We start from the raw sequence: 17,876 nt of genomic DNA, 5'->3' as shown, positions 1-17,876 counted from the left end.
ACGCCGCGGCTCAGCCGATCAGCGACGGCCGCAGGTCGCGGAGCGTCCGGAAGTGCGTCATCCGGGTCACCCCGATCGCCGACACCAGCAGTGCGATCAGCAGCCACACGGCGAGCACGCCCGCGTCCGCCCACGCCGTCGCGGGGTTGCCGCCGTACATGAGCTGGCGGATGCCGTCGACGGCATACGACATCGGGAGCACGTGGTGCAACCCTGCGAGCGGCCCGGGCAGCGTCTGCCACGGGAACGTGCCTCCCGCGGTGACCAATTGCAGCACCATGAGCACCAGCCCGAGGAACTGCCCCACGCTCCCCAGCCAGACGTTGAGCGCGAGGATGATCGCAGCGAACGTCACCGACGCGAGCGCCATCATCCCGAACATGCCGAGCGGGTTATGGATGCCGAAGCCGAGCGCTCCCGAGACGATCGCGAACAGCCCGATCATCTGGACCGCACCGAGGAGACCCGGCGTCAGCCAGCCGGCCAGCGTGATCTTCACCGGCGAGTGGAGGGCGGTGATCGCCCGCCGGGACACCGGCTTGACGATGAGGAACAGCGCGTAGATGCCGATCCAGCCGGCCAGCGCCACGAAGAACGGCGCCAGGCCCGCACCGTACGTGCCGGCCGAGGTGACGGAGTCGTTCTTCAGGTTCACCGGGTCGGCGATCGTGGACGCCTGCTTCTTCTGGAGGGCGGGCGAGTTGTCCGGGATCTGCGCGACGCCCTTCGCGAGGCCGTCGTGGAGCTTCGTCGTCCCGTCGTGCAGCGTGGTCAGTCCGTCGCGGAGCTGCGCCGAGCCGGACGCTGCCGAGGCGGCTCCGCTCGCGAGCTGGGCGGCGCCGGCCTGCGCCTGAGACGCCCCGTTGGCGACCTGAGACGCCCCGGACGACACTTGCGCCGCTCCCGCGGCGACCTGGTCGGAGCCCGCGGCGAGCTGGTTCACCTGGCCGACGGCGGACTGGATCTGCGTGTTGCCCGCCTGCACCTTCTGGTCGATGCCGCTGAGCCCGGCCTCCACCTGCGCGATCACGGCCGGGTCGACGTGCGACGCCTGCAGCTGCGCGATGAGCTGCTGCCCGGCGGCGGGCGCCTGGACCGCGAGCTGCGCCGAGGCCTGAGCGGCCTGGGCGGCCTTGGCCGCGAGCTGGTCGTTCCCGGCCGCGACCCGGGCGGCGCCCGCGCTGACCTGGGCGGCGCCGTCGCGCACCTGCGCCGCACCGGAGGACAGGTCGCCGAGCTTGCTCGCGAGGGTCTGCGACCCGCTCGCGAGCTGCGCGGTCCCGTCCGCGAGCTGGACGGCCCCGCTCTGCGCCGTGGCGCTGCCGTCGACGAGCTGGGCGGCGCCGCCCTCGGCGTTCACCAGGCTGGAGCGGATGTCGGCGAGGCCGAGCAGGAATCGCTGGGCGGCCTCCTCGTTCACCTGCTTGACGATGGAGGTGCGAATCTTCTCGGCCGCCTGCGTCCCGATGGTCGACGCGAGATAGCTGTTGGTGTCGTTGGTCGTCAGGGTGACGATCGCGCGCTGCGGCGACGTGCCGGACGCCGACGCGAGCGCCGCGGAGAAGTCGGACGGGAAGGTGATGCTGAAGTCGTACTTCGAGTCGTCCACGCCGGACGCGGCGGAGCCCGAGGCGACCCGGTGCCACTGGAAGGAGCCGTCTTTGATGAGCTGGTCGGCGACCTGGCTTCCGTAATTCACGGACTTGCCGTCGACGGTCGTGCCGGTGTCGTCCACGACGATCGCCGCAGGGATGCGGTCGAGGTTCGCGTACGGGTTCTGGTTGGCCCAGAGGTAGAGGCCGCCGTAGAGCACCGGGACGCACATCAGCGCGATGAGCGCCACGATGGACATCGGGCTGGCGGTCAGGCGGCGGAACTCCGCCGCGATCATCTGCGGGATCTTCATGAATTCTCCACGGACTGCTCGGCCACGATCAGGTCGCCCGATTCCGGATGGAACCGATCGTCGGTGTCGTCCCGTCCCGTCCCGGGTCTTCTTCGTAGGTCTGGAATGCGAAGGCGTCGTCCTCCGCGGGGAACTGCCGCGACACGAGCGCGGAGGCCGCGATCGCCGCGGCGGAGGCGTCGCCGGCGACGACGAGAACGGCGATGCCGCGCGCGGCGAGTTCGCGCGCGAACCGCCACCACTCCACGGGGTCGCCGCCGTGCCGGTCGGGGGAGACGATCACGACGCCCTCCACGCCCGCCCGCAGGAGGGCCAGCTCGGTGAGAAGGCGGATGCGCACCGTCGGCGGGACGGTCCCGATCGCGTAGCGCGCGTACTCGGCGGCGCCCAGCTCGGCGAGCCGGCGGCGCACCGCGAGCGGGTGGGACGCGAGGCCGGCGAACATCAGCTCCTCGGCGACGATGCCGGCCACGGTCACATCGGGCGCCGGCTCGCAGACGTCCGGGGCGTCCACCAGCGCGATCCGCCGGCGCATGGCCCCGAAGTCGGTGCGGCCGTCGATGCTGACCGTCCCGGTGTCCGGCCGCATCCGCCCGGACGCGATCAGTCCGAGCACGGTCGGCCGCTGCTCGGTCTCGGCGCGGGAGAGCGCGGCCTGGCCGGTCTCGAAGGAGACGGAGGTCGCGGGGAGGGCGGCGTCGCGCGGGCCCTTCGCGACGGAGTCGAGGGTGACCTTCATCGGGCGGTCGCCTCCGCGGTGGGGTGAGCAGAGCCCTGCACCGCGTCGAACGCGAGTTCGGGAGTGTCGGCGAGCAGATCGCCGGCCTCCTGCCAGCCCATCCCCGCGGCGGAGAGCGCGGCCAGGATGACCAGCCGGTGCCCGTCGCGGTCGGAGAGCTTCGCCCGCGTGGCCTCGTCCAGCACGGACACGGCCGCGTGCTCGATGAGCCGCGTGACCGTCTCCCGGTCCAGGTCGGTGCGGATCGTGCCCTCCGCCATCCCGCGGCCGACCGTGTCGCGCAGCCGCTCGCGCGCCGGGTCGAGCGCGGAGCCGACGAGTTCGCGGTGCGGCCCGCGCACGGCGAGAGCGGCGGAGACCCGGATGTGCTCGACCTCGGCCCAGAGCGTCGCGCCGAACAGCGCGATCTCGACGCGGGCGTCGGGGTGCGACACCGGGTCGAGCAGCGCGGCCAAGCGGGCGGCGCCGCGCGTGAACACGTCGATCAGCAGTTCGTCGCGGTTGGCGAAGTGGCCGTAGACCGAGCGCCGGCTGAGGCCCGCGCGGGCGGCGATGGCCTCGAGGGAGGCGTCGATGTCCTCGTTGAGCGCGGCGGCGGCGGCGACCAGGAGGGCTTCCCGGTTCGCGGTCGCGTCGCGCCGGGGTGCGCGCGAGGGCGCGGTGGAGCGGGGCGAGGAGGTGGTGGGCATACGACCATGATACGCAACTTGCACACACATGTGCAAGTTAAGCAACCGCTTCGCGCGGACATTCGTGCCGAATCTCGACTTTGCGCTCGCGATACTCGACATTCGTGCCGAATTCGACCCGGCGGGGGGCGTCGAACCCGGCGCGATAGGATCGAGTGCGACGGTCGTCCGCGAGGCGCCGACGCACTCCCGACATTCGAGAGGACGAAACGTGCCCGCGATAGTGATCATCGGCGCCCAGTGGGGCGACGAAGGCAAAGGCAAAGCCACCGACCTGCTCGGCAGCCGCATCGACTACGTCGTCAAGTTCAACGGCGGCAACAACGCCGGCCATACGGTCGTCGTCGGCGATGAGAAGTACGCGCTGCACCTGCTGCCGTCCGGCATCCTGACCGAGGGCGTCACGCCGGTCATCGCCAACGGCGTCGTCGTGGACCTCGAGGTGCTGTTCCAGGAGCTCGACGGGCTCATCGCACGCGGCGTCGACGTGTCCCGCCTCAAGGTCAGCTCCAACGCGCACGTGATCACGCAGTACCACCGCACCATCGACAAGGTGACCGAGCGCTTCCTCGGCAAGCGCCAGATCGGCACCACCGGCCGCGGCATCGGCCCGACCTACGCCGACAAGATCAACCGGGTCGGCATCCGCATCCAGGACCTCTTCGACGAGAACATCCTGCGGCAGAAGGTGGAGGGCGCCCTCGACCAGAAGAACCACCTGCTGGTCAAGGTGTACAACCGCCGCGCAATCGGGGTGGACGAGGTCGTCGAGGAACTGTTGAGCTACGCCGAGCGGCTGCGGCCGATGGTGGTCGACTCCTCTCTGCTGCTGCACGAGGCGCTGGTGGACGGCAAGTACGTGCTGTTCGAGGGCGGCCAGGCCACCATGCTGGATGTCGACCACGGCACCTACCCGTTCGTGACCTCCTCCAGCTCGACGGCGGGCGGCGCGGCGACCGGTTCGGGCATCGGCCCCAACCGCATCGACCGCGTGATCGGCATCGTGAAGGCGTACACGACGCGTGTCGGCGCCGGCCCGTTCCCGACCGAGCTGTTCGATGAGTGGGGCGAGTTCCTCCGCGAGCGCGGCTTCGAGTTCGGCACCACGACCGGCCGCCCGCGCCGCACCGGCTGGTACGACGCCCCGGTCGCCCGCTACACCGCCCGCATCAACGGCGTCACGGACTTCGTGCTCACGAAGCTGGACACCCTCACCGGCATCGAGCGCATCCCGGTCTGCGTCGCCTACGACGTGGACGGCGTGCGCCACGACGAGGTGCCGTCGTCGCAGACCGACTTCCACCACGCTGTGCCGATCTACGAAGAGTTCCCCGGCTGGACCGAGGACATCAGCGGCGCCCGCACGTTCGAGGACCTCCCGAAGAACGCGCAGGACTACGTGCTCGCGCTGGAGGCCATCTCCGGCGCCCGCATCTCCGCCATCGGCGTGGGCCCGGCCCGCGACGAGATCGTCGTGCGCCACGACCTGGTCGACTGAGGAGCCCGGTCAAGCGCCGAGCAGCGCCTGGAGCTCCGGATCGCCGCGCCGGCGTGACCGGGCGGCGATCCGCCAGTCGAGCGACCCCAGCTCGTCGATGATCGTGGTGACGGCCCAGACGCGGTTCCGCTGGCGGTTCGTGATGCGGAGGGTGATCCCCGCGTCCTCCACCCGCTCCAGCGCCTCGTAGGTCGCGGACGTCGAACGCCCGATCCGGTCCTCGACCGACTCGGCGTCGAACACCGGGGCGTCGAGCAGGCCGTCGACGATCGCCGCGAGGGCACTTCCGGGGCGGGGAGCCAGCGTCGCCCTCCACTCGTCGGGCAGCGCGCGGATGACGCGCACGGACTCCAGTGCCTCCTCCGCCGCGATCCTCGTGGCGTCGGCCAGCTCGCGGACGATCGGCGTCGCCACGCCGCGGCGGTACGCGGTCAGGAGGTCGAAGTAGCCGTCCTGGTCGGCGGCGAGAGCGGAGGCGACCGGCGGCGTCGTGACGGAGGTCATCCCCCGCCGCCGGAAGATCGCGCCGATCAGCGCGCGGCCGATCCGCCCGTTGCCGTCGGCGAACGGGTGGATCGACTCGAACTGCGCGTGCGCGATCGCAGCCTGCGCGATCACCGGGATGTCGTCGCGGTTGGCGAAGGCGACGAGGTCGTGGAGGAGCGGGAGGACGCGCTCGGGTGCGGGCGGCACGTGGTCGGCGTCGATGGGCGAGAAGTCGCTGCCGCCGATCCAGTTCTGCAGGTCGCGGACCCGGCCGGCGTACGGCGCATCGCCCGGATCGTCGGCGAGGAGCGTCCGGTGCGCCATGAGCATCGACTCGAGAGTGATCCGGCCCGTGGTCCCGGCATCGTCGACCATCCGCATGATGGCGCGCGACGCGGAGACCATGGCGGTGGCGCTCGTATTCGCGCGGACGCCGACGAGCGCGCGGGCGAAGTCCTCCGGGGTGGCCTCGATGTGCTCGATCTTGGAGGAGGCGATCGACTCGGTGCGGATCAGGAACGCGGAGATCGCACCGGCTCCCGGGCCGGTGTCGGCGTCGAGCGCGGCGAGGGCGCGGATGGCCGACTCCTGGGCGACCTGCACGGACGGGTCGCCGACGTACACCCGGTCGGCGATGAACGGCGGGATGGTCGCCTCGACGGAGGTGAGGGTGCGGTCGGCGCGTGAGCCACGCCCGCTCCGGCTCCGCCAGGGCACGGTCTCGACCCCGTGGGGAACCCAGTCGTTCGCGTCGCTCATGTAGCCCTCAACCCGGAATAGCACTTGTCCTATTCCGAGTTAAGCACCACAACCCGGAATAAGCCAGTAGTTATTCCGGTTTTCACCCCCTAAGCCGGAATAACTCTTCCACTATTCCGGCTCCCTCAACTAGAACCACGTGCTGAGCCGCGGCGGCACCGCCGTTCGGAACAGCCGGTCCAGCGCCTCCGCGTCGCCCGTGATCCGTCCAGCCAGCGCCAGCCCGCGGGCCAGGTCGTGGCCGAGGTAGACGCTGCCGAGTGCCTCGACCGCCAGGGTGACGTCCGGAAGGTCCGTGCTCGACTCCACGCGCGCCTCGCCGTCCTCCACGATCAGCCGGTAACGCCCGTCGGCGAAGCCGAGAGCATCGGTCACCTCCAGGACGAGGTCCCCGTCGCTCTCGTAGCGACGGGCAGCGAGCGTGGCCGGGACGTCGAGGATCCGCACCCAGAGATGGTCCTGGACGCTGGTGATGCGGGCGCCGCGGATGTCCTGCACGAGCAGCTGCACCGGCTCGTCCACGCCGCGCGTCCAGGCCTTCACCTCGGCGACGAGGTCCAGTTCCAGAAGGTAGCGCCAGAGCGCGGTCAGCGCGGCGTCGGTCGCGGCCGCGAGGTAGTTCACCTCCACGACGTGACGGGAGAAGTCCTCCTCACCCCCGCGGACCACGTAGCTGACGAAGCCCTCCGGCCGTCCCTCCGGGGAGTCGTAGCGCACCAGGAGGTAGCGGGCCGCGTCGTCGTCGCCCTTCAGCGGGCCGAGGAGCCGGTCGGCGAGGTACGGTTCGAGGCCGATCTCGCCGTGCCGGGAGGCCATGGCCTCGGCGAGGACGGCGCGACCGGTCTCGCGGTACTCGTCGGGCGTCGTGAACGCCAGCCGGCCCGGGGTCGGGGCGCCGTTCCAGCGGACCCGCTTGGCGTCGACGCTCCAGCCGGTCGCGAAGGTCGCGGGCCCGAAGCCCCAGCGGCCGTAAATCGTGGACTCCGAGACGGTGAGAATGGCCGCGGGCACGCCGAGCGCGTGCGCGGTGCGCAGCTCCGCCCCGAGCAGCGCGGTCGCGACGCCGCGGCGGCGGTGCGTCGGCGCGACCGTGACCGAGCTGATCGCCCAGGAGTCCAGGCTGCCGCCGCCCGGGACGGTGAGCGGGGCGACCCACGAGTTGACCGTGCCGACCGGCGTGCTCACGCCCTCGTCGTAGACGGCGGTCGTGCGCCGCCCGCCGAAGTTCCCCCTGGCCTCCTCCAGGACCTCCTCGCTGGGGCGGCGTCCGTGAAAGCCACGGAAGTCCGCGACGATCCACGCGTCGAGGGCGGCGGTGTCCGCCGGGTCGACCAGGGCGAGCCGGAGGCCCGCCCCCGCCAGGTCGGTCGTCGAGCGCTCGTCCAGGGGTGCGGTGAGGTGCGTCTGGGTCATTGCTCCACCGTATCGGGGCGCTGTGAGGGGAAACAGGGCCGTCAGCGCCCCGCCATCGCGTGGAGCGCCGGCAGCAGTGCACCCGGGGCCGCGGCCTGCGCCGCCGCGAAGAAGGCCGCGTCCGCCGCCTCGACCGACTGGATGGCCGCCTCGGCCGCCGCGGCGCCCGCCGCCGTCACGCGAAGCACCTTCGCACGGCTGTCGGCCGGGTCCGGCGTCCGCTCCAGCAGCCCTTTCGCCACCAGCCGCCGCACCACCTCCGACGTCATCCGCGGGTCCGACCCGGTCTGCTCGGACAGCCGGGCCTGGCTCGGGCTCTCGGACTGCCCGTTCAGCCACCAGGCGGAGGCCAGCAGCACGAACTGCGCGTGCGTGAGCTCGTGGGGCCGGAGTGCCTCCACCATCGCGCGCTGCCAGCGGAGGGTTGCGTGCCAGAGCAGGAAGCCGGGGCTGGTCGCCGGTCCCTCGGGGAAGTCCGTCATGCGTCCAGTCTGCTCTGCTGCGCCCTGCGCTCCGCCTCGGCCAGGAGGGCGGCGAGCGATTCGGGGAAGTCGGCGCTGATCTGCGGGCCGAGCTCTGGGCCGGCCTCGGCCGCTCCCGCGCCGTCGATGGTGAGCGAATACCGCACCCGAGTGCCCGCCGGATCGTCGTCCAGGTCGTAGCGGAAGGACAGCCGCACGTCGCCGAACTCGGTCACGTCGGAGTACGCACGGCCCGCCTCCAGCACGTCGATCCGGGAGCGGATGGGTTCTTGGCCGACGGGCGTCACGGTCAGCTCGGTGCCGACCGCGAACGGCCCGTGCAGCTCGAACCGGTCGGCGCCGTCGTAGGTCAGCTCCCCGGTATGGAGGTCGCGGACGGCCTCCCAGACCCGCTCGCGGGGCAGTGTGGTGACGCCGATCTCCTCTGTGGTCCACATGATGCGATCCTTTCTCTGTGCGTAGATAATCTATGCATAGACTAAATCGTCATCATCGTCCGCGCAACCCTCCCGCCCGGTAGGGTCGGAGCATGGCTGAGAACGAGTCGACCGTGCAGGCGCTGGAGCGCCTGAAGAGCATCCGGCAGAGCATCGACAACATCGACGCGGCCGTCATCCACATGCTCGCCGAGCGGTTCAAGTTCACTCAGCAGGTCGGGGCGTTGAAGGCCGAGCACGGGCTCCCGCCCGCCGATCCTGAGCGCGAGCGCGAGCAGATCCAGCGCCTGCGGGTGCTCGCGGAGGAGAGCCACCTCGACCCCGCGTTCGCGGAGAAATTCCTCAACTTCATCGTGGCGGAGGTCATCCACCACCACGAGCGCATCGCCTCCGAGAACGGCCGCTAGGACGGTGGCCTGGGATCCCGCGGAGCTCCCCGACGCCCACGGCCGGACGGTCGTCATCACCGGCGGCAACGCGGGTGTCGGCTACTTCACCGGCGAGCAGCTCGCCCGCGCGGGCGCGCACGTGGTGCTCGCCTGCCGGGACCCCGAGCGCGCGGAGGCCGCCGTCGCGGCGATCCGCAGGCGCGTGCGCGGCGCCCGGGTGGAGGCCACGCCGCTCGACGTCACGGACCGCGGATCGGTCGACGCCCTCGCCGACGCCATCTTGGAACGCGAACGCGTGGACGCCCTCGTGCTCAACGCGGGGATAGTGCACCCGCCGCGCGAACGCCGCACCGACCATTACGGCAACGAGCTGGTCCTCGCGACGAACGTGCTCGGCCACTTCCGCCTCGTCGCCCGCGCGCTGCCCGCTCTCGAGCGCACCGAGGGCGCCCGGATCGTCTCGCTCGGCTCGCTGGCCAGCCGGCTGGGGTCGCTCCGGCTGGACGACCTCCAGCTGGAGCGGTCGTACACGTCGTGGCGCGCGTACTCGGGCTCGAAGATCGCCGCGCAGGTCTTCGGGTTCGAGCTGGAACGCAGGCTCCGTGCTGCGGGGAGCGGGGTGAGCAGCCTGGTCGTCCATCCCGGCTACTCGACCTCGGGCCGCACGCCGGGCGTCCGCGGCGTCAACCAGCCCAGCCGCGCCAAGCGGTTCGCCGACAACCTTCAGGCGGCCTGGACGCAGGGCAAGGACCACGGCGCGTGGGTTCCGGTGCGGGCCGTGCTCGACCCCACGCTGACCGCCGACGGCTACCTCGGGCCGGGCCGGCTCACGAAGGGCGCTCCGGCGATCGGGCGGGCCACGCGGTCATCCCGCTCGCCACGGACCGGGGCACGACTCTGGCCGCTGCTGGAGGCCGCGTCGGGGCAGGACTTCACCGTCCGCTGACGCGCGCTTCAGTCGTCGACGACGATCGAGAGCAGCCGCTGCCCGTCCGCTACTTTGGCGCGCAGCGCATCGCGGGCGGCCGGGTAGTCGGGCCCGTCGGCCTCGATGTGCTGCGTCGCGGACTCCCGGATGATCGCGGTCGCGATCACACGACCGCCGCGGGGCATGGCGTTGTGGACCTGGAGCAGTTCGAAACCGTCGGGCACCTGCTCCTCGACGAGAGCGCGTGCCGTCTCGGCGTCGTCCGCCTCGGCGGTCAGCTCGCGGGTCTCGGTTGTCTGCGTCACGCCGTGCACTCTCATCGGACGCAACGCTACCGGAATCCCCCTATCTCAGTATCCTGGACGCGCTTTCAGCGGACGCTCAGTCCCGTCGACTGGGCTGTGCGTATGGACATCGCCTACACCGCCATCGCGCACGCCTCCGGAGGCGGACGCGACGGCCACGTCCGCAGCGAGGACGACCTGATCGACCTGGACACCCGCCCGCCGCGCGAGCTCGGCGGCTCGGGCGGGGGCACCAACCCCGAGCAGCTCTTCGCGGCCGGCTTCGCCGCGTGCTTCCTCAGCGCCATCCACGCGGTCGGCCGCGCCGGCAAGCTGGACACCTCGGACGCCGCGGTGTCGGCGAGCGTGGGCATCGGCGCCAACGGAGACGGCGGCTACGGTCTGGCGGTCGAGCTGGATGTCTACATCCCGCGCCTCGGCCGGGAGACGGCGGAGGAGACGATGGAGAAGGCACACCACGTCTGCCCGTACTCGAACGCGACGCGGGGCAACATCCCCGTCAAGCTGACGCTGGTCGACTGACCCGCACGCGGTCGGGTCGCGGCGTCAGCCCGCCGTGACCCGCCCGACCTTCTCGGTCTTGTCCCAGCGCGCCTCCGCGCCGGCGAGCTCCTTGAGGTACGAGTCGAACGTGATCGCGCAGAGCAGCGACCCGTACCCGGCCAGGTAGATCAGCGCCGGCGCCAGCCAGCGCCCGGCACGGGTACGCTCCGACCGCCGGGCCAGCCAGGCGACGACCATGGAGAACGGGATCCAGATGTAGATCGCGAGCGTCAGCAGGAAGAGCGTTTCGCCCGTCAGTGCGATCCCGAACAAGCCGGGCAGCCACACCAGTGTGACCGGCGGGAACAGCGCCGTGATCATCACCAGCATGTTGACGATGCCGGGGAACAGCAGGATGTGGCTGAGCTCCTTGCGGCTCGTCTTCGCGTCGGTGAGCGAGCCGAGGATGAGCACGAACAGGTAGGCGAGCGCCGCCGAGATCCAGAGCACCCGGAAGATGGTCGCGGCCAGCTCGTTCTGCAGGAAGAGCAGCCCCGCGAGCCCGATGGCCGAGGTCACCATGATCAGCGGCAGCAGCCACAGACTGAACCACACGATGCCGAACGTCCACGCCCCGAGGTTGTGGACGCGGGACGGCCGGAACCACACCTTCGCGTAGCGCGCCGTGACCGACACGTTGCCTCGCGCCCACCGCAGCCGCTGTTTCCAGAGCGCGTCCACCGCGCGCGGCTCCTCGGCGAGGACGTGCGCGTGCGGCTCGAACACGACCTTCTTGCCGTGCAGCTGCGTCTCGAACGTCGTGATGGTGTCCTCGGCGAGCGTGGAGGTGTCCACCCGGCCGCCGATCGCGAGCAGGTTCTCGCGGGTGTGCAGCTGGGCGCCGCCGGCGAGGCACGCCTGCGCCCCGAGCACGTTCTGTGCGCGGCGGGCGGCGGGCTGCGAGAGCACGTACTCCACGCTGACGAACTTGGTGAGGAAGTTGCGGTCCCGGCTGCCCTCGCGGATGTACGCGGAGACGGCGCCGACCTCGGGGTCGGCGAGGTGCCGGGTCATCCGCCGCAGCGAGTCGGGCAGATAGATGACATCGGCGTCCATGATGAGGAGCGCCTCCATCCAGTCCTCCGCGAGGATGCGCTCGATGCCGTGGTTGAGCGTGTGCGCCTTGCCCTGGCCGCCCCGCTCGCGCCGAAGCAGGAACACGTTGCCGGGGTACCGCTCGGCGCGGTTCGCCACGACGACCGGGGTGTCGTCGGTGCTGGCGTCGTCGACCACGTAGATGCGCACGGCCTCCTTCGGGTAGTCGAGCGCCATCAGCCGGTCGATGGAGGCCCCGATCACCGCGCCCTCGTTCCAGGCCGGAACGACGATGGCGACCCGCGGGAGGTACGGCGCGGCCTTCTTGTAGTGGTTGATCCAGGCGTGGAACGGGATGACGACGAACGTGGCTGCGGCGGCGATCACCGGGACGAGCCCCGTCAGCGCCAGGATCAGGCACACGACGACGCCGATCCACTCCAGCACGCCCAGCACGTCCACGCGGCTCCCCTTCGTCCCTGCCCACACTACTGGGCGTTCTGCGCCGGGGGACCGGTGCGACTAGGTGGAATGCGGTGCGGGAGCGACCGCCGCGGAGAACTCCCCGTCCGCGACCGCCTGGCGAACCGTCAGGTAGTCCGCGTGCGCCTGGTCGGCATACGCGAGAGCCCACTCGACCACCGCGACATCGAACGTCGTACCGCTCCCGAGGTATCCCGCGATGAACGGAGCATTGGGGGACTGCGCGTGGGCGCGCGCGAGCACGGTGCCGCACGCGTCGACGTAGTCGGCGAACGGCCGGAAGTCGAGCTCCTCCGTGTCGATCGACACATTGTGGTCGCGGAACTGCCGGATGTAGAACGCGTGCCCGTCCTGCCTGGCATAGCCCAGGAACGGGTCGCTGACGGCCTGCAGCACTCGCTGGTTGCCGACGACCCGGTGACCGTGCTCGTCGCCGTGGGCGTGGTCGTCGAACACGGGCGAGCGCCCGGCGGGAGCCCCGCCGAACTCGACAGCGACGGACTCGCTCGCCTCCTTCACCTGCAGCACCAGCGGCTCGCCGGCGGGCCCCGTGAGCACGATGATGTAGCACCGCGTTCCCACGCTGCCGACGCCGACGACACGGCGTGCGGCATCCGTCGGCACGTACTGCGACAGCAGCACCGCGATGTCCGTCGGGACGGTGTCCAGGTAGCCGCGGAGGATCGAGAGCACGTTCTGCTCGGTCGCTTCGGGCACATGGGTCTGCCGCGGCGGGTTGTCGACGATCGTCATCGCGCCGTCCGCGCCGCGCTGGGTGATCTTGCGGACGACCCGGGCGGACGTGCGCCGGGACGCGGCCTCGATCGCACGGTCGAGCACCTGCTGGGAGCTCAGGGCGCTCCGGAACCTGCTCACGTCGGCGCGGATGTAGTAGCGCTCCAAAGCGTCGAGCCGCACCATCTGCCGGAGGCCGATGCGGTAGGCGGCGGCGGCCTCCAGGGCGGCGATCCTGATCTCCGGCTCCCCGAAGCCGCGCTGGCGTGCCGCCAGCACGACGCTCGCCAGGAAGCGCTTCAGGTCCCATTCCCACGGCCCGTAGGCCGACTCGTCGAAGTCGTTGAGATCGAAGACGAGGCTGCGCTCGGGCGATGCGAAGATCCCGAAGTTCGCGATGTGGGCGTCACCGCAGATGGTCACGTCGACGCCGGTCCGCGGCTCCGGCGCGAGATCGGCGGCCTGGATCGCCGCCGATCCCCGGTAGAACGCGAACGGGTTCGCCGTCATCCGCTCCAGCCGCAGCGGGATGAGCTCGGCCACCCGGTGCTGGTGCTGCCGCTTCAGGATGCCGACGGGGTCGCGATCGGCCGCCGGCACGTAGTCGCCGTGGCGGCTCCGCGGGACACGCGAGCGGGCATCCTTTCCGGCCCGGAAGAGATCGGCGGCGCTGTGGATGGCGTCGTGGTCGAGGCGAAGGTGGCCCTCTTCGGCTTTCATCGGCTGCTCCTCCGCCCGGCTCGTGCGTGGCACCAGACTACGGCGGGAAGCAGCCGACGAAGCTGCGCGTCAGCTCCGCGCGGGCCCGCCCAGCGTCCCGCCCGCCGCCAACCGCATCAGGTCCGACCCCAGGTCGATGCCGAGCTCGTTGCCGCCGGCCGAGCCGAACTCGTGCTGGTAGCTGTTCCAGGACGTGTCCTTGATGCGGGCCTCCACACCGGTCTCCATCAGCACGACGAGCTCGCGCGCGGCGCGGTCGATCCGCTTGCCGAGGGCGTTGTCCTGCCAGTCCTCCGTCGAGGCGAACACCGAGGTCGGCGCCGTCATGGTGCGGAGGTAGGCGAACATCGAGCGCATCTGCTCATCGACGACCAGCGCGTGCCGGGCCGTCCCTGCGGTCGCGCCGAGGATGACCGGCTTCGCGATCAGGAGGTCGTTGTCGAGCACCTGGAAGAACGAGCTGAACAGCCCGCTCGGGCCGGCCTTGTAGACCGGCGCCGTCGCGATGATGCCGTCCGCCGCCGCCAGGGCCTCGATCGCCGCCGTGAAGCGGGGGCCGAGGTGCGCCGACGCGAGCGCGCCGGACAGCTCGGGAAGCAGCTCCCGGAGGTCGAGGTTCTGTGTCTCGACCGTGTGGCCATCGCGCTGGGCGGCGGCCTCCACGCGCAGGGCGAGGCGGTCGGCGAGCATCTTGGTGGACGACGGGTCGCTGACGCCCGCGTTGACGACGACCACCCGGAACGGGCGCTGGTCGGTGCTGGTCATGGTGTCCTTCTCTCGTGATCGAAGCGTGGAACCCGGGCGCTCAGAGCGCCGGGTACTCCGCCTGGAACTCGTCGGCCGAGTCCTGATAGGGGGAGGCGCCGGTCACGTTGTCGCCGCGGTTGGCGTTGGGGCGCGGCTGGCGCGGCGCGGCGTCGCCGTACTTGGCCTTGACGAGCGACTCGTGCGTCGGCGCGTCGGGGGTCGACGGGTCCTTGCGGGCCTCGGTCTCCTTGCGCAGCACCGGGATGACCTCCTCGCCGAGCAGGTCGAGCTGCTTCAGGACGGTCTTCAGTGGCAGACCGGCGTGGTCCATCAGGAACAGCTGGCGCTGGTAGTCGCCCGCCCACTCGCGGAACGTCAGCGTCTTGTCGATGACCTCCTGCGGGCTGCCCACGGTGAGCGGGGTCGCCTCGGTGAACTCCTCCATCGTCGGGCCGTTGCCGTAGACGGGCGCCTCGTTGAAGTAGGGGCGGAACTCCTTCTTGGCCTCCTGGGAGGTCTTGCCGATGTAGGCCTGGCCGCCGAGCCCGACGATCGCCTGCTTGGCGGTGCCGTGGCCGTAGTGCTCGAAGCGCTCGCGGTAGAAGGCGATCAGGCGCTGGTAGTGCTCCTTGGGCCAGAAGATGTTGTTCGCGAAGAAGCCGTTACCGTAGTACGCGGCCTGCTCGGCGATCTCCGGGGTGCGGATGCTGCCGTGCCAGACGAACGGCGGCACATCGTCCAGCGGGCGCGGGGTGGAGGTGAAGCCCTGCAGCGGGGTGCGGAACTTGCCCTCCCAGTCCACGACGTCCTCGTGCCAGAGCCGGTGGAGGAGGTTGTAGTTCTCCAGCGCGAGCGGCAGGCTCTGGCGGATGTCCTGGCCGAACCACGGATACACCGGGCCGGTGTTGCCGCGGCCGAGCATGAGGTCCATGCGGCCCTTCGACAGGTGCTGGAGCATCGCGTACTCCTCGGCCAGCCGCACCGGGTCGTTCGTGGTGATCAGCGTCGTGGACGTCGTCACGATCAGGCGCTCGGTGAGGGCGGCGATGTGCGCGAGCAGGGTCGTGGGCGAGGAGGAGAAGAACGGCGGATTGTGGTGCTCGCCGACCGCGAAGACGTCCAGCCCGACCTCCTCTGCGTGGGTGGCGATCTTCACGATCGCGTCGATGCGCTCCGCCTCGCTCGGGGTCTCGCCGGAGACCGGGTCGCGGGTGATGTCGCTCACGGAGAAGATTCCGTACTGCATTGCTGGCTCCTCAGGTTGTTCTCGCCGTATCTATGCAAACGCATATAACGACGCCCAGCCGCAGGTATTCCCGTCGGTGGCACCAGCATGACGCATCGGTCCACAGCGAGCCAGCTCTCCGCTGGGTGCGTATGTTACACGTCAGGCTTCTTTCAGATGGATCGGGCAAGCTGGCTCCATGGGGGAGCAGGACAACTCGAGACAACCACGTCGGCGCGGCGCTGCCGCGGCGGCCTTCGTCGGACTCAGCGTCACAGCCGGGGTCCTGGTCAGCGCGATGCTGGCGCCGGTGGTCGCCGTCGCCGGCGTCGCGACGGAGACCGGCATCCATCTGTTCGAGACGATGCCGGAGGCCCTCACAGTGGACGAGCTCTCGCAGACGACCGACATCTACGCGAAGGACGGGGCCGGCGAGCCGCTGCTGCTCGCGTCGGTCTACGACCAGAACCGCAAGAACGTGGCGTGGGAGGACATCTCCCCGTTCGTGAAGGACGCGCTCACCTCCACCGAGGACCCGCGGTTCTACACCCACGGCGGCGTGGACATCCCGTCGGCGCTGCGAGCCGCGATCGGCAACGCGTCCGCCGGCGAGGTCGGGTCGGGCGCCTCGACCATCACGATGCAGTACGTCAAGAACATCCTGGTCCAGCGTGCGGAGGCGATCCGCGACAAGGACCAGCGCACGGCCGCCTACACGGAGGCCACCAAGACCAGCATGGACCGCAAGCTGCGTGAGATGCGCCTCGCCATCGGCCTCGAGAAGACCCTCCCGAAGGATCAGATCATGCTGGGCTACCTCAACATCGCGCACTTCGGCGGCTCGGTGTACGGCATCGAGGCCGCTGCCGAGTACTACTTCGGCGTGACCGCTGCGGACCTCACGCTCCCGCAGGCGGCCACCCTCGTGGCGACCGTGAACGCGCCCAACGACTTCCGCATCGACGACCCCGCCAACGTCGCGGACAACAAGTTCCGTCGTGACAACGATGTCCTCGCCGCGATGCTGAAGGAGAAGAGGATCACCCGGACGCAGCACGACGAGGCGGTGGCCGCCCCGATCGAGCCGAACATCACGCCGCCCTCCACCGGCTGCGTCACGGCGAACCCGCTCGGCGCCGGCTTCTTCTGCGACTACGTGCAACGGCTGATCGAGAACGACAAGATCCTCCCCGACCCGACGGACTCCCACTACAGCGCGCTGCGGAGGGGCGGCTACGACATCTACACGACCCTCGACCTCGACCTCCAGGCGGCCGCCGTCGCCGCGGTCGACGCGCACGTGCCGCGGGCCACGGAGGTGCTCGACTTGGGCTCGTCGCTGGTCACCGTCGAGCCGGGCACCGGACGCATCCTCGCGATGGCGCAGAACAAGGACTTCAACGCGGACGAGGACGAGGCGTCCCCGGAGAACACGGCCGTCAACTACAGCACCGACGAGGCCTACGGCGGTTCGAACGGCTTCCAGGCCGGATCGACGTACAAGGTCTTCACGCTGGCCGAGTGGCTGAAGGACGGCCGGTCGCTGAACGACACCGTCAACGGCGACTCGCGGACGTTCAACCTGTCCTCGTTCAAGGACAGCTGCCAGGGGTCGGGCTACGGCCCGTACGGCCCCAAGAACGACAGCGGCCAGAAGCCGGGGAACGTCTCCGTCCGGTACGCCACGGCCCACTCGATCAACGGCGCCTACTTCTCGATGGCGCAGAAGCTCGATCAGTGCGAGATCCGCAAGACGGCGGAGGCGTTCGGAGTCCGGCGCGCCGACGGCAAGCCGCTCACCTCCTACGTCTCCGACGTCCTCGGTACGAACGAGGTCTCGCCGCTGCGGATGGCGGCGGCGTTCGCCGGGATCGCGAACAAGGGCGTGTACTGCTCGCCGATCGCGATCGACCGCATCGTCGGGCCGGACGGAGCGGAGGTCCCGGTGCCGGCGTCCACCTGCTCGGAGGCCGTGACCCCGGAGGTCGCGGCCACCATGGCGTCCGCCCTGCAGAGCGTCGTCCGCGGCGGCACCGGATCGTCGTCGAACCCTTACGACGGCATCCCCGTCTTCGGCAAGACGGGCACGACCGACTCCGAGAAGGACACCTGGTTCATCGGCTCGACCACCCGGCTCACGACCGCGGTCTGGGTCGGCAACGTGACCGGGGGCGTGTCGTTGCGGCGGGCGAAGGTCGGCGGTGTCCAGGCCGACCAGCTCCGCCATCGGGTCTGGAAGCAGTACATGACGGTTGCCAACAAGGTGCGCCCGGGGGGCGACTTCCCCGACGCCTCGGCGCGTCCCGTGCGCGACTAGCCGCCGCGTCCGATTTCCGCCGGTCCGGCGTCGGTGGCGG

17 protein-coding genes are annotated in these 17,876 nt (G+C 70.7%); 5 read left to right on the top strand and 12 right to left on the bottom strand.

Annotated elements, in window-relative coordinates; genetic code table 11:
- Positions 1-10: 10 nt before the first annotated feature.
- The 3 genes from AC1ROW_RS09325 to AC1ROW_RS09315 are packed head-to-tail and all read right to left on the bottom strand — an operon-like array spanning position 11 to position 3,334.
- On the bottom strand, positions 11-1,906 hold the full coding sequence (locus AC1ROW_RS09325) for a YhgE/Pip family protein (RefSeq protein WP_493018604.1): 1,896 nt from the start codon (positions 1,904-1,906) through the stop codon (positions 11-13).
- 28 nt (positions 1,907-1,934) lie between these two features.
- Positions 1,935-2,645: a hypothetical protein gene (locus AC1ROW_RS09320; RefSeq protein ID WP_493018603.1), complete on the bottom strand. Its 711-nt coding sequence runs from the start codon at positions 2,643-2,645 to the stop codon at positions 1,935-1,937.
- Entirely contained in the window at positions 2,642-3,334 is a 693-nt protein-coding gene (locus AC1ROW_RS09315; RefSeq protein WP_493018602.1) for a TetR/AcrR family transcriptional regulator, read from the bottom strand. Before AC1ROW_RS09315 ends, AC1ROW_RS09320 begins: the two co-directional genes overlap by 4 nt.
- Before the next feature lie 211 nt (positions 3,335-3,545).
- Here AC1ROW_RS09315 and AC1ROW_RS09310 point away from each other — a divergent pair, with 211 nt between their 5' ends.
- Positions 3,546-4,832: an adenylosuccinate synthase gene (locus AC1ROW_RS09310; protein ID WP_493018601.1), complete on the top strand. Its 1,287-nt coding sequence runs from the start codon at positions 3,546-3,548 to the stop codon at positions 4,830-4,832.
- Positions 4,833-4,841: 9 nt separating this feature from the next.
- Here AC1ROW_RS09310 and AC1ROW_RS09305 read toward each other — a convergent pair whose 3' ends face one another.
- The 4 genes from AC1ROW_RS09305 to AC1ROW_RS09290 all read right to left on the bottom strand — a co-directional run bounded on the left by AC1ROW_RS09305 (position 4,842) and on the right by AC1ROW_RS09290 (position 8,409).
- Positions 4,842-6,077, bottom strand: coding sequence for a Fic family protein (locus AC1ROW_RS09305; protein WP_493018600.1), 1,236 nt, complete (start codon positions 6,075-6,077; stop codon positions 4,842-4,844).
- A 129-nt stretch (positions 6,078-6,206) separates the two neighbouring features.
- The gene (locus AC1ROW_RS09300; protein ID WP_493018599.1) at positions 6,207-7,490 is read right to left on the bottom strand and encodes a GNAT family N-acetyltransferase; all 1,284 of its coding nucleotides are present in this window, start codon (positions 7,488-7,490) and stop codon (positions 6,207-6,209) included.
- Between the two features lie 41 nt (positions 7,491-7,531).
- Positions 7,532-7,972, bottom strand: a complete 441-nt coding sequence (locus tag AC1ROW_RS09295) for a MarR family winged helix-turn-helix transcriptional regulator (RefSeq protein WP_493018598.1) — start codon at positions 7,970-7,972, stop codon at positions 7,532-7,534.
- Positions 7,969-8,409: an SRPBCC family protein gene (locus tag AC1ROW_RS09290; RefSeq protein ID WP_493018597.1), complete on the bottom strand. Its 441-nt coding sequence runs from the start codon at positions 8,407-8,409 to the stop codon at positions 7,969-7,971. The genes AC1ROW_RS09295 and AC1ROW_RS09290 overlap by 4 nt, the downstream gene beginning before the upstream one ends.
- A gap of 92 nt (positions 8,410-8,501) precedes the next feature.
- Between AC1ROW_RS09290 and AC1ROW_RS09285 the strand changes: the two genes are divergently transcribed.
- The gene (locus AC1ROW_RS09285; protein WP_493018596.1) at positions 8,502-8,816 is read left to right on the top strand and encodes a chorismate mutase; all 315 of its coding nucleotides are present in this window, start codon (positions 8,502-8,504) and stop codon (positions 8,814-8,816) included.
- A gap of 4 nt (positions 8,817-8,820) precedes the next feature.
- Positions 8,821-9,744 carry an SDR family NAD(P)-dependent oxidoreductase gene (locus AC1ROW_RS09280; RefSeq protein WP_493018595.1) on the top strand — a complete coding sequence of 308 codons (924 nt, stop codon included), beginning with the start codon at positions 8,821-8,823 and terminating at the stop codon, positions 9,742-9,744.
- An 8-nt stretch (positions 9,745-9,752) separates the two neighbouring features.
- Here AC1ROW_RS09280 and AC1ROW_RS09275 read toward each other — a convergent pair whose 3' ends face one another.
- A complete protein-coding gene (locus tag AC1ROW_RS09275; RefSeq protein ID WP_493018594.1) occupies positions 9,753-10,031 on the bottom strand; it encodes a hypothetical protein in 279 nt (92 codons plus the stop codon).
- A gap of 102 nt (positions 10,032-10,133) precedes the next feature.
- Here AC1ROW_RS09275 and AC1ROW_RS09270 point away from each other — a divergent pair, with 102 nt between their 5' ends.
- A complete protein-coding gene (locus AC1ROW_RS09270) occupies positions 10,134-10,553 on the top strand; it encodes an organic hydroperoxide resistance protein (protein ID WP_493018593.1) in 420 nt (139 codons plus the stop codon).
- A 24-nt stretch (positions 10,554-10,577) separates the two neighbouring features.
- Here the strand turns inward: AC1ROW_RS09270 and AC1ROW_RS09265 are convergent, their stop codons facing one another.
- From AC1ROW_RS09265 to AC1ROW_RS09250, 4 genes are all read right to left on the bottom strand, one after another.
- Positions 10,578-12,056, bottom strand: coding sequence for a glycosyltransferase (locus AC1ROW_RS09265; RefSeq protein WP_493019009.1), 1,479 nt, complete (start codon positions 12,054-12,056; stop codon positions 10,578-10,580).
- Between the two features lie 75 nt (positions 12,057-12,131).
- The gene (locus tag AC1ROW_RS09260) at positions 12,132-13,547 is read right to left on the bottom strand and encodes a DUF2252 domain-containing protein (protein ID WP_493018592.1); all 1,416 of its coding nucleotides are present in this window, start codon (positions 13,545-13,547) and stop codon (positions 12,132-12,134) included.
- Between the two features lie 69 nt (positions 13,548-13,616).
- Complete coding sequence (locus AC1ROW_RS09255) at positions 13,617-14,312, bottom strand: CE1759 family FMN reductase (RefSeq protein WP_493018591.1); 696 nt, start codon at positions 14,310-14,312, stop codon at positions 13,617-13,619.
- Between the two features lie 40 nt (positions 14,313-14,352).
- Positions 14,353-15,540, bottom strand: coding sequence for an LLM class flavin-dependent oxidoreductase (locus AC1ROW_RS09250; RefSeq protein WP_493018590.1), 1,188 nt, complete (start codon positions 15,538-15,540; stop codon positions 14,353-14,355).
- Between the two features lie 178 nt (positions 15,541-15,718).
- On the opposite strand from AC1ROW_RS09250, the gene AC1ROW_RS09245 reads away from it, so the two are divergent.
- The gene (locus tag AC1ROW_RS09245; protein ID WP_493018589.1) at positions 15,719-17,836 is read left to right on the top strand and encodes a transglycosylase domain-containing protein; all 2,118 of its coding nucleotides are present in this window, start codon (positions 15,719-15,721) and stop codon (positions 17,834-17,836) included.
- The last annotated feature ends 40 nt before the right edge of the window (positions 17,837-17,876 follow it).

The organism is Leifsonia sp. GW821-FHT13C09 (assembly GCF_058806435.1).
This window is presented reverse-complemented; position numbering and strand designations above follow the sequence as displayed.